The sequence below is a fragment of the Arthrobacter sp. ok362 genome (assembly GCF_900102785.1).
Taxonomy (GTDB): domain Bacteria; phylum Actinomycetota; class Actinomycetes; order Actinomycetales; family Micrococcaceae; genus Arthrobacter.
The window spans coordinates 1-14,448 of the sequence record NZ_FNGC01000013.1 but is presented as its reverse complement, the minus strand read 5'-3'; the positions used below and the strand labels follow the sequence as shown (position 1 = coordinate 14,448).

15 protein-coding genes are annotated in these 14,448 nt (G+C 67.1%); 6 read left to right on the top strand and 9 right to left on the bottom strand.

The window, feature by feature from the left end:
- The first annotated feature begins 33 nt into the window (after window positions 1-33).
- From BLQ10_RS16630 to BLQ10_RS16620, 3 genes are all read left to right on the top strand, one after another.
- Window positions 34-744, top strand: coding sequence for a response regulator transcription factor (locus tag BLQ10_RS16630; protein ID WP_091563970.1), 711 nt, complete (start codon window positions 34-36; stop codon window positions 742-744).
- 2 nt (window positions 745-746) lie between these two features.
- The gene (locus BLQ10_RS16625) at window positions 747-2,213 is read left to right on the top strand and encodes a sensor histidine kinase (RefSeq protein ID WP_091563968.1); all 1,467 of its coding nucleotides are present in this window, start codon (window positions 747-749) and stop codon (window positions 2,211-2,213) included.
- A 196-nt stretch (window positions 2,214-2,409) separates the two neighbouring features.
- Window positions 2,410-2,697, top strand: coding sequence for a WXG100 family type VII secretion target (locus BLQ10_RS16620; RefSeq protein ID WP_026538909.1), 288 nt, complete (start codon window positions 2,410-2,412; stop codon window positions 2,695-2,697).
- A 13-nt stretch (window positions 2,698-2,710) separates the two neighbouring features.
- Here the strand turns inward: BLQ10_RS16620 and BLQ10_RS16615 are convergent, their stop codons facing one another.
- The 6 genes from BLQ10_RS16615 to BLQ10_RS16590 all read right to left on the bottom strand — a co-directional run bounded on the left by BLQ10_RS16615 (window position 2,711) and on the right by BLQ10_RS16590 (window position 8,754).
- Complete coding sequence (locus BLQ10_RS16615) at window positions 2,711-3,799, bottom strand: ribonuclease HI family protein (RefSeq protein WP_091563966.1); 1,089 nt, start codon at window positions 3,797-3,799, stop codon at window positions 2,711-2,713.
- A gap of 312 nt (window positions 3,800-4,111) precedes the next feature.
- Window positions 4,112-5,749, bottom strand: coding sequence for a chaperonin GroEL (gene groL, locus BLQ10_RS16610; RefSeq protein WP_091563964.1), 1,638 nt, complete (start codon window positions 5,747-5,749; stop codon window positions 4,112-4,114).
- A gap of 295 nt (window positions 5,750-6,044) precedes the next feature.
- On the bottom strand, window positions 6,045-7,367 hold the full coding sequence (locus tag BLQ10_RS16605; RefSeq protein WP_254785635.1) for an ABC transporter substrate-binding protein: 1,323 nt from the start codon (window positions 7,365-7,367) through the stop codon (window positions 6,045-6,047).
- A 17-nt stretch (window positions 7,368-7,384) separates the two neighbouring features.
- Window positions 7,385-7,588, bottom strand: a complete 204-nt coding sequence (locus tag BLQ10_RS16600) for a cold-shock protein (protein ID WP_026266832.1) — start codon at window positions 7,586-7,588, stop codon at window positions 7,385-7,387.
- 159 nt (window positions 7,589-7,747) lie between these two features.
- Window positions 7,748-8,389: a LytR C-terminal domain-containing protein gene (locus BLQ10_RS16595; RefSeq protein WP_091563960.1), complete on the bottom strand. Its 642-nt coding sequence runs from the start codon at window positions 8,387-8,389 to the stop codon at window positions 7,748-7,750.
- A gap of 92 nt (window positions 8,390-8,481) precedes the next feature.
- Window positions 8,482-8,754 (bottom strand): DUF3263 domain-containing protein, encoded by a 273-nt coding sequence (locus BLQ10_RS16590; RefSeq protein ID WP_254785634.1) that lies wholly within the window; start codon window positions 8,752-8,754, stop codon window positions 8,482-8,484.
- 182 nt (window positions 8,755-8,936) lie between these two features.
- Between BLQ10_RS16590 and BLQ10_RS16585 the strand changes: the two genes are divergently transcribed.
- The gene (locus BLQ10_RS16585; protein ID WP_254785627.1) at window positions 8,937-9,722 is read left to right on the top strand and encodes a uracil-DNA glycosylase; all 786 of its coding nucleotides are present in this window, start codon (window positions 8,937-8,939) and stop codon (window positions 9,720-9,722) included.
- Window positions 9,723-9,773: 51 nt separating this feature from the next.
- Window positions 9,774-10,613, top strand: coding sequence for a siderophore-interacting protein (locus BLQ10_RS16580; RefSeq protein ID WP_091563954.1), 840 nt, complete (start codon window positions 9,774-9,776; stop codon window positions 10,611-10,613).
- A gap of 26 nt (window positions 10,614-10,639) precedes the next feature.
- Here the strand turns inward: BLQ10_RS16580 and BLQ10_RS16575 are convergent, their stop codons facing one another.
- Together BLQ10_RS16575 and BLQ10_RS16570 are read right to left on the bottom strand one after the other, a co-directional pair.
- A complete protein-coding gene (locus tag BLQ10_RS16575) occupies window positions 10,640-12,136 on the bottom strand; it encodes a threonine/serine exporter family protein (protein ID WP_091563952.1) in 1,497 nt (498 codons plus the stop codon).
- Window positions 12,137-12,154: 18 nt separating this feature from the next.
- Window positions 12,155-13,228 carry a lipid II:glycine glycyltransferase FemX gene (locus tag BLQ10_RS16570; RefSeq protein WP_091563951.1) on the bottom strand — a complete coding sequence of 358 codons (1,074 nt, stop codon included), beginning with the start codon at window positions 13,226-13,228 and terminating at the stop codon, window positions 12,155-12,157.
- Window positions 13,229-13,342: 114 nt separating this feature from the next.
- Between BLQ10_RS16570 and BLQ10_RS16565 the strand changes: the two genes are divergently transcribed.
- Window positions 13,343-13,909 carry a TspO/MBR family protein gene (locus BLQ10_RS16565; protein WP_091563949.1) on the top strand — a complete coding sequence of 189 codons (567 nt, stop codon included), beginning with the start codon at window positions 13,343-13,345 and terminating at the stop codon, window positions 13,907-13,909.
- A 30-nt stretch (window positions 13,910-13,939) separates the two neighbouring features.
- Here BLQ10_RS16565 and BLQ10_RS16560 read toward each other — a convergent pair.
- Window positions 13,940-14,448 (bottom strand): L-serine ammonia-lyase, iron-sulfur-dependent, subunit alpha (locus tag BLQ10_RS16560; protein WP_175558662.1); only part of this gene is annotated, 509 nt, incomplete at its 5' end.

The following is a 14,448-nucleotide window of genomic DNA, read 5'->3' as shown; positions in this document are numbered from 1 at the left end:
AAAACTCCCAGAGTCTGGGAGCATCATGGGAACATGAAAAAGAACGGACCCGAAGCAAAGCTGCTCGTCGTCGATGATGAACCGAACATCCGCGAGCTGCTGTCGACGTCCCTGCGCTTCGCCGGTTTCGAGGTTGTCTCGGCCGGCAGCGGGCGCGAGGCACTGGCCGCCGCGGAGCAGCACGCCCCCGATCTTGCAGTCCTGGACGTCATGCTGCCGGACATGGACGGCTTCACCGTCACGCGCCGCCTGCGCGCCGCCGGCAAACACTTCCCCGTCCTGTTCCTCACGGCCAAGGACGACACCGAGGACAAGGTCACGGGCCTGACCGTGGGCGGGGACGATTACGTCACCAAACCCTTCAGCCTCGACGAGGTGGTGGCCCGCATTCGCGCGGTGCTCCGGCGCACGCAGCCCCAAATCGACGATGACGCCGTGATCCGGGTCGATGACCTCCAGCTCGACGACGACGCCCACGAGGTCCGCCGCGGCGGCACCGTGATCGAGCTGTCCCCCACCGAGTTCAAGCTCCTGCGCTATCTCATGCTCAACCCGAACCGGGTCCTGTCCAAGGCCCAGATCCTTGACCACGTGTGGGAGTACGACTTCAACGGCGATGCCTCGATCGTGGAGTCCTACATCTCCTACCTGCGCCGCAAGGTGGATATCGATCCCGATGCCCCGGCACTGATCCAGACCAAGCGCGGCGTCGGCTACGTTCTGCGGACTGCCGAGAAGCGCTGACCTTGCTGCACCGCTGGAAGTCGGCTTCGCTGCGGTCGCAGCTCGTGGCCATCATCATGGCGCTGATGCTGGTGGCCCTCACGGCCACTGGTGCGGGCACGCTGACGCTGCTGCACAGCTTCCTGCAGGGACAGGTAGATGACAAACTCCGGGCCGCCGTCGATTCCGTGCGGCTGGAGAAGTCCTTCACCCAGCTGCAGGAGACCAGCTCCACCGTTCCCACCGACTACTCGCTGATCGTCTTCCGCCCGGGCCTGCCGCCCTATCCGTTCGGCGGCGACAAGGACTCCCATCCCGCCATCAGCACCTTTTCCGGGGTCGAGGCCCGGGAACGCGAGCAGGTACCCTTCCAGGTCCGCGGCTCCGAGGGCGGCAACTGGAGGGTCGTGGCCCTGAATGTCGTGGACAACAACCAGCGCAGCGCGGTGGTCGTGATCGGGTTGCCGCTGGACCCCGTTGATTCCGTGATGGAACATGCCGCCCTGGTGGTGGTGGGGGTGGGCCTGCTGACGCTCGTGCTGGCGTTCTTCATTGCCACGTGGACCGTCTCGCGGTCCTTCCGGCCGCTGGCCCGGGTGGAGAAGACGGCCGCCGCGATCGCCGCCGGAGACCTCTCGAGACGCGTGGAAATCGAAAACCCCAACACCGAAGTGGGGAGGCTCGGGAGCTCGCTCAATGCCATGCTCGCGCACATTGAGACAGCATTCGCTGCCCGGATGGCGTCCGAGGCACGGATGCGCCGCTTCGCCGCCGACGCCTCGCATGAACTGCGCACCCCGCTGGTGACCATCCGCGGGTTCTCCGAGCTGTATCGGCAGGGGGCGCTGTCCACCCCGGAAGACGTGGCCACGGCGATGGGGCGGATCGAAAGCGAGGCCAAGCGCATGGGAACCATGGTGGAGGACCTGCTGCTGCTGGCCAGGATCGATGAACAGCGCCCGCTGCAGCAGAAACCCGCGGATCTGCTGCTGCTGGCCAACGACGCGGTGGTGGACACCCAGGCGACCGACCGCAGCCGCACCATCACCCTCACCGGGCTCGACGGCGCGGCCCCCGCGCCCGCCCCGGTGCTGGGGGACGAAGCCAAGCTGCGCCAGGTGGTAAGCAACCTGGTCGGCAATGCCCTGCGGTACACGCCGGAGGGCACTCCGATCGAAATTGCCGTCGGGACCCGGGCCGCACCGGACGGAGCACGGCAGTCCGTAATCGAGGTCCGGGACCACGGACCGGGCGTTCCGGATGACGAAGCGGCCCGTATTTTCGAGCGCTTCTACCGGGCGGACACCTCCCGGACCAGGGAGACCGGCGGCAGCGGACTTGGGCTGGCGATCGTGGCCGCCATCGTCGGCTCGCATTCCGGGTCCGTGCGGGTCGGGGAGACTGACGGGGGCGGTGCCACGCTGGTGGTCAGCATCCCGTTCCTGGACGAAGAAGCCACGGAACTGTCCACGGCAGATTTGTCCACATAGGAGCCGACGGCGGTGTCCGTCCGGTGCGTTGCCCGCCTACGCTCGGGGTGTCCGGAAAATCCGGACGAGGCAGCCGTTCCGCCACAAGCCTTCACCGCAGACTCTCACCGCAAACTCTCAACACAGACCCCCATCTCTGACGTTCACGTGCTCCGCCGGGCCGCGGCTGCCTCCCGAACATTCGAGAGGCATTCCCATGAGCATCATCTCCGTCGATACGGAACTCCTCCAGCTCAAGTCCGCCAACGTGCAAGCCACGGTGGAGCGCATCAGCGCGGACGTCCATGCCATGAAACGGGGGCTGGACGAACTCCAGGGCAGCTGGCGCGGCTCCGCGGCGACAAACTTCCAAACCCTGGTCGCCGAGTGGACGCTGACCCAGGGCCGGGTCGAGGCTTCCCTTGCGTCCATTAACCTCGCGCTGAATTCCGCGGCCGCCACCTACGCGCAGGCGGAACTCGGCAATGCGCAACGCTTCACGTGAGCCTCACGGGCTGTCAGGCCTCGGGTGTGCCCTGGTGGAAGCGCAGCCGCCACTGCGCGCCTTCAAGGATCCACAGGGAGCTGCGCAGGGCCGATCCCTCGCGGGTGTGGCTGCGGTAGGTCAGGAGCATGGTCTTCTCGCCCAGCCGGTCCGTGCCCAACAGCTCCAGCTCCACGGGTCCGCCTGGGTTGTCCTCAAGCGACATCATCATGGCGTCGCGGGTCCAGATCCTGCCGGAGCTGCCGATCTCGGTGAAGTCCGGATGGAGCAGGACGCCTGTGCGGCCCAGGTCCGCCCGGGTTTCCGGGCGGAGCAGTTCCCGCTCGAGGGACTCGACGACGGCCTCGGGGCTAGCCGCCGCCAGGGCCACGGCCGGCTCTTCTTCGAGTTCGCTGAAGAGGTCCGGTTCGTCGTAGGCCCCTGGTACGCCAAAGAGTTCCTGCTGGCCGGAAGGGGCCGGGGCCGCCTGCGCACGGGTTGCGGCCTGCGAGGGGGCGGCCTGTGCTGGTGCGGTCTCCGGGGCGGTCCGCGGGAGCGTGGAGCCCGTCTGGCCTGCCGGCTGCCTCTCGCCCTGCTGTGTCTCGCCCTCGGGCGGCTCGCCCTGCTGCGTTTCGCCCTCGGGCGTCCCGCCCTCCCAAGTCCCGAACCCGGGGCCCTGCCGGACCGCCACGCCCTGCTGGTACGCCGTGGCCGCTGCCCGGGCCCGGACGTCTGCCGCTTCGTTCAACTCGTGCCCAGCATGGCCCCGCACCCATTCGAAGGTGTACTTGCGGCCCACGAGCGCCTGGTCGATTTCCTTAAGGAGGTCCACGTTCAGCACCGGCTTGCCGTCGGCCTTGCGCCAGCCCTTGCGTTTCCAGCCTGGCATCCACTTGGTCACCGCGTTGATGACGTACTGGCTGTCACAGAGGATCAGCAGGTCTTCCCCGGGCACGTGTGCCGTCGCCCGGAACAGGTCCAGCACCGCCATCAACTCGCCCTGGTTGTTCGTGCCGTGGGGCCATCCACCGGCCCGCCAGCAGTCGTCATTCACGTACCAGGCCCAGCCGGCCGGGCCGGGATTTCCTAAGGCCGAACCGTCGGCCGCTGCTGTAATCGTCACTGACCTATCCTGCCAGACCCTGCCGACACCCACGCAACGCTCCCCCACCCACCCAACGCTCCCTCACCTCCGGCCCCCACCCACCCAACGCTCCCTCACATGCCGTTTTCAGGTGAGGGAGCGTTCGAGTGAGCACTGCGATATCTGAGGGGGCGTCGGCTGGATCAGTACGACAACTGAGGGAGGGTCTGCTGGATCAGGGCGTTAAGTGAGGGAGGGTGTTTGGCGGGGATGCGCTTAACCGACGACGGCGGCCCCACCCGAAGGTGGGACCGCCGTCGTCGAACAGCCGGTGGAGGCTAGCGCGGGTGGTTAGAAACCGCCCATGCCGCCCATGCCGCCCATGTCGTCGCCGCCGCCCATCTGGGGGCCAGCCTTCTCGGGCTTGTCGGCCACAACGGCCTCGGTGGTGAGGAACAGGCCGGCGATGGAAGCCGCGTTCTGCAGGGCAGAGCGGGTTACCTTGACCGGGTCGTTGATGCCGGCGGCCAGCAGGTCGACGTACTCGCCGGTGGCTGCGTTGAGGCCGTGGCCTGCGGGCAGGCCGCGGACCTTGTCCACTACGACGCCGGGCTCGAGGCCAGCGTTGAAGGCGATCTGCTTCAGCGGGGCGTCGATGGCAACGCGCACGATGTTCGCGCCCGTTGCTTCGTCACCGGAGAGCTGCAGGTTCGCGAACGCCTTGGCGCCGGCCTGGATCAGGGCAACGCCACCGCCGGCGACGATGCCCTCTTCGACAGCAGCCTTGGCGTTGCGGACGGCGTCCTCAATGCGGTGCTTGCGTTCCTTGAGCTCGACCTCGGTTGCGGCGCCGGCCTTGATGACTGCAACGCCGCCGGCCAGCTTGGCCAGGCGCTCCTGCAGCTTCTCGCGGTCGTAGTCGGAATCGGAGTTCTCGATCTCGGCGCGGATCTGGGACACGCGGCCGGCGATCTGGTCGGCGTCGCCGGCACCCTCGACGATCGTGGTCTCGTCCTTGGTGACAACAACCTTGCGGGCCTTGCCGAGGAGTTCGAGTCCGGCGGTCTCAAGCTTGAGGCCGACTTCCTCGGAGATGACCTGGCCACCGGTGAGGATGGCGATGTCGGCCAGCTGCGCCTTGCGGCGGTCGCCGAAGCCCGGAGCCTTGACGGCAACGGACTTGAAGGTGCCGCGGATCTTGTTGACGATCAGGGTGGCCAGGGCCTCGCCCTCGATGTCTTCGGCAATGATCAGCAGCGGCTTGTTGGACTGCATGACCTTTTCCAGGACAGCAACCAGTTCCTTGACGTTGGAGATCTTCGAGTTGACGATCAGGATGTACGGATCCTCAAGGACCGTTTCCTGACGCTCGGCGTCGGTGACGAAGTAGGCGGAGATGTAGCCCTTGTCGAAGCGCATGCCTTCGGTCAGCTCCAGCTCGAGGCCGAACGTGTTCGACTCCTCGACCGTGATGACGCCTTCCTTGCCGACCTTGTCGAGGGCTTCGGCGATCAGGGCGCCGATCTCGTTGTCGCCGGCGGAGATGGACGCGGTGGCGGCGATCTCTTCCTTGGTCTCGATTTCCTTGGCGGAGGCCAGGAGCTCGACGGTGACGGCGTCAACAGCCTTCTCGATGCCGCGCTTGAGGGACAGCGGGTCAGCGCCGGCCGCCACGTTGCGCAGGCCTTCCTTAACCAAGGCCTGTGCCAGCACAGTTGCCGTGGTGGTGCCGTCGCCTGCGACGTCATCCGTCTTCTTGGCAACTTCCTTGACCAGCTCGGCGCCGATCTTCTCGTAAGGATCGTCCAGCTCGATCTCCTTGGCGATGGAAACACCATCGTTGGTGATCGTGGGGGCGCCCCACTTCTTTTCGAGGACGACGTTGCGTCCCCGCGGGCCGAGGGTGACCTTGACGGCGTCGGCGAGGATGTTCAGGCCCCGCTCAAGACCGCGGCGTGCCTCTTCATCAAATGCAATGATCTTGGCCATAACGGCAGTAGTCCTTTCGGGACAGTCGTTAAGAATGAACCTTCGCTGTGGTGCCCGCGACGGACGATCCCTACCCCGCGGCCTCTGTATGCCGCTGGGTCCGGGATCTCACCCCAGCAAGGTGTTCCTTTGGCTCCTGGACCGGCTGCCCCACTTCGCGGCCGGGCGGACCGGGCGTCGTGTTAGCAGTCAGTGCGCTGGAGTGCTAAATCAATAATTAGCACTCCCCCGGGGAGAGTGCAAGCAGTGCCCGGCCCGAACCGCCCGCCACGCGGGCACAATACGCTAGGAGCGATCAGCCGCCGCTGCTGCTGGCGGTCTCCGTGCCACTCATCGTGGGCAGGTTGTCCTCGCCGTAGGTATAGGCCATGTAGTTCGCTTCGGTGATGTCGCCGTGGGAATCAAAATTGATCCGTCCGGACTGGCCGTCATAGTCCGGGCGCTTGCCTGCCCGGAGGACGTCGATGCAGTCCTGGTAGCTCCTGCACGACTCGCTGGGCGGCTGGCTGGCGGGCTGGCCGCCGCCCGCAGCATTTCCGCCTGCTGCCGCAGTTCCGCCGGAGACGCCGACGAGGGACGCCGCGATGGAGGTTCCGGCGTCGTCTTCTGCCGCGGCGGCAGCGACGGCGGCGAGGATGACGGCGTCGTACGTCTCGGCGGCAAACACCATGTCCTTCAGCCCGGGATCAACGGCAACAAGGTCCTTCTGGAAGGGGGCGGAGGGGAACACGCCGGGCAGGACCCCGCGTGCGCCCTCGAGCGCCCGCGCGCCCAGTCCGGAGCCATACCGGCTGACTGCTGCGTCGCTGAGGACAAGTTTCTTGCCGGCCAGGCCGGCGTTGTTCAGTTCGGCGATGGCACCTTGCGCACCGTCGCGCGAGACCAGGACGACGGCGTCGGGATTTGCGGCCTTCGCGGTGGCGGCAGCCTGCTGTGCCTGGCCGGGGGTGAACTCCGCGTCCGCCACGACTTCCAGTCCGGACTGTTTCGCCGCACCGGCGACGGCGGAGGCGACGTTCTTGCCGTAGTTGCCTTTCTCGTGCAGCACCGCCAGGGTCCCGGCGCCGCCGTCTTTGGCCAGTTTGGCGAGGACGGACGCCTGGGCGATGTCGGCTGCCGAGGTGCGGAAATAGTAGCCACCGCTCTTGTAGTTGCTGAGCCCGCTGGCAGAGTTGGCCGGCGAGATGACGGCTACCTTGGCGTTGGCCAGCACGTCGATCGCGGCAGGGGCACGGCTGGAATCGGTTGGACCGATCACGACGTCGGCCTTGGCGGCCACCAGCGCTTTCGCCTGGGCGGCGGTGTCAGTGCTGATGGTTTCCGGCAGCAGTTCCACCGGTTTGCCTTTGTGGCCACCGGCAGCGTTGATCTCCTTGACGGCGAGTTTGGCCGCCGCGAGCTGTGGGGCGTTGAGGAAGTTCTGCGGCCCGGTGTTGTCCAGGATCAGGCCGATGCGAAGGGTGCCATCACCGCTCGCTTCGGCGCTGGCCACGCGGGCGCTGCCTGCAGGACCCAAGCAGCCCGTCAGGGCCACGGCCGCGAGTGTGCCCGCCGCGAGGGCGCGGCCCAGCGGCAAGGTTCCTCCTAGGCGCCCTGCCGCGTCCCGCGGGGCGTTCATGACGGCAGCCAGTGCCACTAGGCGGGCCGGACGCTTTCAGCCTGCGGGCCCTTTTCGCCCTCGCCGACTTCCAGCTCCACCCGCTGGCCCTCGTCCAGGGCGCGGTAGCCTTCCCCGACAATCGCGGACCAGTGCACGAAGACGTCGTTTTCGGAACCGTCCACGGTGATGAAGCCGTAGCCCTTTTCGGCGTTGAACCATTTGACGGTTCCCAGTGCCATGGTGTCCACACTTTCAGCTAGCTTGCGTGCGGCCCACCTCGATGTGCGCCGCGGACTGCGAAGAGAAATCCGCAAATACTGTACCCACAGCGTCCCTCAGGAACGCCGACGGCGGGCAGGTCCGCCGCCGAATAGTTATTGAGGCGTAACCGGAATTGGCTACTGGAAGCCGGGGCCGAGCACTACGACCAGGGGCAAGTTGAACTCGGCGGAGTCCACGAGGGTGTCGATGCCCAGGAGCGTTCCGAGCGCCTCCGCATTGCCCTTTTGTTCCGCGCCGTTGTAGAAAATCACCGACGTCTGCTGCGGGACACCGCCCCAGTTCCCTGTCTGGCCCAGGTTCCAGCCGGCGGAGCTGACGGTGCCGCCGACGCGGCCGGCCAGGCCAGCGGTGGTGGTCCCGTTGTAAATCGTCACCGGCTGCGTCTTGTCCACCCCGGCGGCGGTGGCGCTGGGCGTCGCTGAAGGCGATACTGCCGGCGGTGCGGCGGCGGGTTCCGTGCCAGCCGGTCCCGGGCTCGTCTGCGCGGGGCTGGGGCTCGCGGGGCTCGTTGCGGACGCGCTACTGCCGGCAGGTGCGGACGCGCTGTCACCGGCTGTCACGGCCGCGGCCGGGCCCGCGGAGAAACCGAGCTTCGGCAGGATCAGGAAGGCCACCAGACCGATGGCCAGCGCTACGAAGCCAGCCGCCAAGATGGGCGTCAGGCTCCGGCGGCGCGATCCGGCGACGGCCCGGTGGACACCCTGCCGGGTAGAGGTCTCCGGGACCCGATCAAATTCGTCCCGAGCATATTTGGTCATGGTAAAACGACGTCCTTGCTGATTTCATACGGGGGCCCGTGGCCGGAACGGACGCAACAGGACGTGCGCATCCGGCTGCTCGTGACGCGACTTTACGAATCTGTTCCCAGACGACGGGCAGTGCGGGCACGTTGGCGTGATGTACGTAGTCTACGCAATCTCTTGACCAGCATGGGATCGTGGGCCAGGGCATCCTCGGTATCGATGAGGGCATTAAGGATCTGGTAGTAGTGCGTGGCGGACAGATCGAACAGCTCGCGGATGGCTTGTTCCTTGGCCCCCGCGTACTTCCACCACTGCCGCTCCAGGGCCAGCATCTGCTGGTCGCGGGCGCTGAGCGGAGACTCCGCGGACACCCCACCCAGGTCCGCGTCGGCAGCGGGGAATCCGGCAGAATCCCCCGCGAGCACGTGCTCTTGCGCTGTTTCGGCCACGACACACTCCCTGGCTGGATCCGGTAAAAGTCAGTCCCATGCTACGGCCGAATCACAGGGTTGTCATTCGGCGGGGTGCCGGAGCGGCCTGCGTCTGCGGAAGAATGGGGGCTGTGGTTGATTCCGAATTTAATTCCGACGCGCTGTTCGAGCTGGAGCCCGAAGCCGCCGACGACCTCAGCTTCGGGGACCTGGCGCGCCGGCCACTGAGCGAGCTGGTCGCTCCGGACTGGGCGGAGGCGCTGGCGCCGGTGGAGGCGCAGTTGCGGGAGGCGCTCACCTTCCTCGCCGGAGAAGTGGCCGCCGGGCATGGCGTGCTGCCGTCGCCGCCAAATCTGTTGCGGGCTTTCCGGCAGCCGCTGGCCGGCGTCCGGGTGCTGGTGGTGGGCCAGGACCCCTATCCGACGCCGGGGCACGCCGTGGGGCTGTCCTTCGCCGTGGACGGCGCCACCCGGCCGATCCCCCGCAGCCTGGCGAACATCTACAAGGAACTCCAGGCCGATCTCGGCGTCCCGCCGCGCGTCCACGGGGACCTTAGCCGCTGGGCGGAGCAGGGCGTACTGCTGCTGAACAGGGTGCTCAGTGTCCGGGCCGGCGCGGCGGGCTCGCACCGGAACAAGGGCTGGGAGGCCGTCACGGCGACGGCCATCCGGGCAGTCGCGGACCGCGCGTCCGCATCCGGTACGGGCCACCCTCCACTGGTGGTGATCCTGTGGGGGAAGGATGCCGAGTCCGTGCGGCCGCTGCTGGGGTCCGCTGCCGTGATCGCCAGCGCCCATCCCAGCCCGCTCTCGGCCTCACGCGGATTCTTCGGGTCCCGGCCCTTTAGCCGGGCCAACGCCCTGCTGCAGGAACAGGGCAACGGGACGGTCGACTGGGAACTGCCACCGCTGCCGTAACAGGCTTCCGCCCGGGGCTCCCGGCCAGGGTTCTTGGTTAGGCTTAGCTGCATGACTTCCGTCCCCGCCGCCACCACCGCCACCCGGAACTCGCGTCCCCAGACGGACCTGACGGTCCTGCGCAGAGAACATCTCTCCCCGCACATGGTCCGGATCATCGCCGGCGGCCCTGGCTTCGCCGGGTACGTCAACAACGACTATGTGGACCGGTACGTCAAGATCGCCTTTCCGCAACCCGGCATCGAATACCCGGAACCGCTGGACCTGGGGGCCATCAGGGAAGCCATGCCGCGCAGTCAGTGGCCGCACACCCGCACCTACACGGTCCGCTGGGTGGACCCGGCGGCGCAGGAACTGGCCATCGATTTCGTGATCCACGGCGACGAAGGCCTCGCTGGCCCGTGGGCGGCCTCGGCCCGGCCCGGCGACCGCCTGACTTTTACGGGCCCGGGCGGCGGTTACAACCCGGATCCGGCGACGGACTGGTACCTGTTTGCCGGCGATGAATCTGCGCTGCCGGCCATCGGCGCCGCGATCGAATCCCTGCCGGAGGATGCCCGCGGCCTCGCCCTGCTCGAGGTGGACAGCGACGCCGATATCCAGGCCATCGCCGGGCCGGCCGGCGTCGAACTGCGCTGGCTGCTGCGCGGCGGCGTGCCCGCGGGAGAGAGCGACCTGCTGGTCACGGCCGTGCGCGATGCCGAGTGGCCCGGGGGCCGGGTGCAGGTCTTTGCCCACGGCGAGCGGGGCTACATGAAGGGCCTGCGGGAGGTTTTCTACGTGCAGCGAGGGCTGGATCGGGCCCAGGTTTCCCTCTCGGGTTACTGGGCCAAGGGCCGTGTGGAGGACGACTTCCAGGCGGAGAAGAAGCTGCCGATAGGCAAGATCTAGCGGCGCAGGATCTGGCGGCGCAAGCCCTAGCGGCGGCGGGCCCTGCGCCGTTCGTTGCTCGCCAGGCTCCGCGTCAGGGGCCGCGCCAGGGTGTCACCGAGCACGATGCCGGCAGCGACGCCGAGCACGATGGCACCGGCGTTGAGCATCCCGCCGGCGCCCATGAGAATCTCCGATTCCTCGATGGTCAATACATACATGGACCGGAATATAGTTAGCCCTGGGAGCAGGATCAAGGCTGCGGGGACGGCCACCACCAGCTGGGGAGCGCCCATCCGGAGAGCCACCACGCGGGCCAGGAGGCCGATCACCACAGCGGCGAGGGCCGGGGCGAAGCGGGACCCGATGCTCAGGGCGTCACCCCCGATCAGGACCAGATAACCCACCACGCCCACGGCCGCCGTCGGCAGCAGCAGCTTCCAGCTGGTCTGTTCGGTGATGCCGATCATCAGCACCGCAATGGCGATCAAAATGATGACCACCCACAAGTCATACTTGGGCGGGAATGTTTTGGTCACGTCTATTGGGTCCATGCCGGTCATGTCTCCCACGACAAACCCGACGGCAATGCCGGCCACCAGCGCCCCGAAGGTCAGCATGGTGGACAGGAACCGGCCGGCGGCCGTGACCGGGAAGCCGTTGATCGCATCCTGCACCGAGGACACGAGGCGTCCCGTCGGCAGGAGCAGCAGGATCCCGCCGACCACAACGATCTCGGGGGCAATGTGCACTCCAAGCGGGGCGCCAAAGCGCCACAACAGCAGGGCGACGATGGTCACCAGAAACGAGCACGAGGCGGTGATGAAGAAGTCCGGGGTACGCCAGCGGCCCAGCTGGCGGGCCAGCAGGCTGACCAGAAGGTTGGAGAGGAACGCGACTATTGAGGCGTCGAGCCCGCCGCCCAGGACGCCGACGAAGACGGCAGAGAACACGCCGAAGGCCACGGTGACCATCCACCGCGGGAACGGCTTGGGGCTGCGGGTAATGTCATCGAGCCGGCGCGCGGCTTCCTCGCGGCCGACGCCGCCTGCCACGATGTCCGTGACCAGCTGGTGCACTTGCGAAAGGCCCGCGTAATTGTTTGTCCAGGACCGTACGACGCGCAGCAGTGAGATGGGCGTCTGGTCTCTCGGGGCATAGTTGATGGCCACCGACTGGTTGGTGATGTCTACCTCGATGTTCTTGAGCCCGAGCGCGGCGGTGATCGCGATGATGCTGGTCTCGACCTCGAGGGCACCTGCCCCGTACCGGAACATGGATTCGGCCAGTTTCAGGGCGAAGTCGATGGTCTTGCGGGCCGCGGCGTCCACCCCGCCGACCTGGATCATCGGGTTGGCGTAGGGGCTGCCGGCGAGCCGGTCCACGATGGACATCGGCGCCGTCGGCGGGTTTTCGCCCTGAACCAGCCGGCGCAGCATCCTCTTGGTCGCGGCGTTCTGGCGCACCTGCATGGCCGACATCGGCTGCGTCCGGGGCAGGCCGTCCGTGGGCGGCCTGCGGTAGCCGTCGTTTCCGGTGTTCATTCCGGCCTCCTCACTGGCTTAGTAGAATTGCTGGCCCGTGCGCCGCGTGTAGAGCTGGCGTGCCACGCGCTCCCCCGCCGTCATCCAGGCTTTGTACTTCAGCGGGCTCAGGACCTGGTCATAGCAGCCGACGAAGTCGGTCACGGTCTTGCTGAAGCTGGTCTTGAACAGGCCCAGCCCATGGAACGGGTTCGACGTGTCCTTGAGCTTGTCGCTCGGCGGCGTGCCGCAGAAGTCGTACTCGGTGCAGCCGAGGTCCTTGAGCTGGTTGATTGCCGTCCACTGCACGAGGTGCGAGTCGCCGTACTGGCCACGCTTTTGCAGGGAGCCGCCGTCTTTGTACGTTCCTTTGCGGCCGTAGTTGATCACGAACGCGCCAACCGAGGGCACGCCGTCTTCGTACACGAAGAGCAGCCTGCCCTGGCCGCGGGCCAGGAAGTTGGTCCAGAACTGGCGGTAGTACTCGTACTCGCGCACCCGGACCTGGGATTTGGCTTCCACTGTGTTGGTCATCAGGGCATACATGGCCCGGAAGTTCTCTTCCGTGGGCTCGACGTTGTGGACCTCCACGCCCTCGCGGATGGCGCGGCGCACGGCGTTACGGCCCCGGGAGTGGAGATTGCGCAGCAGCTGGTTTTCCTCGGGCGCAATATCGAGCAGCGCAGTGGAGTCGTTGGGCTGCAGGTTGTGGGTCTTGACCAGGCCCGCCCCCTCGAGGATCCGCGCGGCGTCGTCCGACAGGACGATATCCGGCTCGATCTTGATCGCGAAGACGCCCAGCTTGGCCCTTTTTACGAAGTCCGCGTTCGCCGCTGCGATCCCGGGGATGTCCTCGACGCACGCCACATCGGGTCCCTTGATCAGGTACCAGAGCTTGCCGAGAAGCGGAAACGACTTCTCGAGGACCAGGTTGTAGCTCGTGTAATCGGCCGACTCATAAACAAGGCGCAGGGGCTTCCAGCCAAAGTGCTGCTTGACCTCGGCGAAGGCTTCCGATTGCAGGAGATTGCCGCCATTGGGGTTCGCGGTGACGAGGGCATCCCAGTTGGCAATCTCCTCGGCAGAGGCAAAGCGGGCAGTGAATTCTCGCAAGGGTGCGGTATCCAATCATTGCGGTACGAGCTTCGGCGGCATGCGGACATGCAGCCCCAAGTCTATCGGTCCGTACCCTGCCGCCGGTCCGGGCAAGGCGGTTACGCTGGTCTCATGCAGGCTCAGCAACAACCGCTGGAAGGCCGTCCCGGGGCGCCCGGCGGCCGCTCACGGGGCGCCGGCAGCGGCTTCGGCGCCGGCTCCCAAGTAGTCGCGCTGCTTCTGTTCCTCGGCGCGTCGGCTCTCGTTGCGGCCCTCGGCGGCCTGGCCACGGCCAAGCACGTCAACGGCTGGTACGCCACAGCCGACGCGGCGCCATGGTCCCCGCCCAACTGGGTCTTCGGGCCGGTCTGGACTGTCCTCTACGTCGCCATGGCAGTCGCGGCGTGGCTGGTCTGGCGCAGCCACGCCGAGGGGTCCAAGGCAGCCCTGACGGCCTACGGCGTTCAGCTGGTGCTGAACCTGCTCTGGACCCCGGTCTTCTTTGCCCTGTACCCGGTCCTCGGGACGCCGGCGCTGTGGATCGCGTTCGGCATCATCGTGGCATTGGCTGTGACCGTAGCCGTGACGGTGGTGCTCTTCGGTCCGATCAGCCGGACGGCAGGGCTGCTGATGCTGCCCTACCTGTCCTGGATCGTGTTCGCATCCTCGCTGAACCTATGGGCGGCGCTGCACAATTAGAGCGCCGGCCAGCCAGCCTCAATCAGCTCCCTAGCACTCCACGACGTTGACGGCGAGGCCGCCCATCGCGGTTTCCTTGTACTTGGAGGACATGTCCCTGCCGGTCTCGCGCATGGTCACGATGACCTCGTCCAGCGAGACCCGGTGGGTGCCGTCGCCCCACAGGGCCATTTTGGCGGCGTTGATGGCTTTGGCGGCGGCGATCGCGTTGCGTTCGATGCACGGGACCTGGACGAGCCCGCCGATCGGATCGCAGGTCAGGCCCAGGTTGTGTTCCATCGCGATTTCCGCGGCGTTCTCCACCTGTTGGGGGGTGCCGCCCATGACTTCGGCCAGGCCCGCGGCCGCCATCGACGACGCCGAGCCGACCTCGCCCTGGCAGCCGACCTCCGCGCCGGAGATCGAGGCCTGTTCCTTGTAGAGCACGCCGATGGCGCCGGCGGTCAGCAGGAACTTGACGATCGTCTCGTCGCGGTCGGCCTGGGTTGCCTTGTCCATGCCGGGGGCGAAGTGCAGCGCGTAGTAGAGCACGGCCGGGA

Excerpts from the sequence above, each read along its gene's own strand:
- groL (WP_091563964.1), bottom strand. The coding sequence starts at position 5,749 with ATGGCCAAGATCATTGCATTTGATGAAGAGGCACGCCGCGGTCTTGAG.
- BLQ10_RS16575 (WP_091563952.1), bottom strand. The coding sequence starts at position 12,136 with ATGAACACCGGAAACGACGGCTACCGCAGGCCGCCCACGGACGGCCTG.
- BLQ10_RS16630 (WP_091563970.1), top strand. The coding sequence starts at position 34 with ATGAAAAAGAACGGACCCGAAGCAAAGCTGCTCGTCGTCGATGATGAA.
- BLQ10_RS16620 (WP_026538909.1), top strand. The coding sequence starts at position 2,410 with ATGAGCATCATCTCCGTCGATACGGAACTCCTCCAGCTCAAGTCCGCC.
- BLQ10_RS16595 (WP_091563960.1), bottom strand. The coding sequence starts at position 8,389 with ATGACCAAATATGCTCGGGACGAATTTGATCGGGTCCCGGAGACCTCT.
- BLQ10_RS16580 (WP_091563954.1), top strand. The coding sequence starts at position 9,774 with ATGACTTCCGTCCCCGCCGCCACCACCGCCACCCGGAACTCGCGTCCC.
- BLQ10_RS16605 (WP_254785635.1), bottom strand. The coding sequence starts at position 7,367 with ATGAACGCCCCGCGGGACGCGGCAGGGCGCCTAGGAGGAACCTTGCCG.
- BLQ10_RS16565 (WP_091563949.1), top strand. The coding sequence starts at position 13,343 with ATGCAGGCTCAGCAACAACCGCTGGAAGGCCGTCCCGGGGCGCCCGGC.
- BLQ10_RS16600 (WP_026266832.1), bottom strand. The coding sequence starts at position 7,588 with ATGGCACTGGGAACCGTCAAATGGTTCAACGCCGAAAAGGGCTACGGC.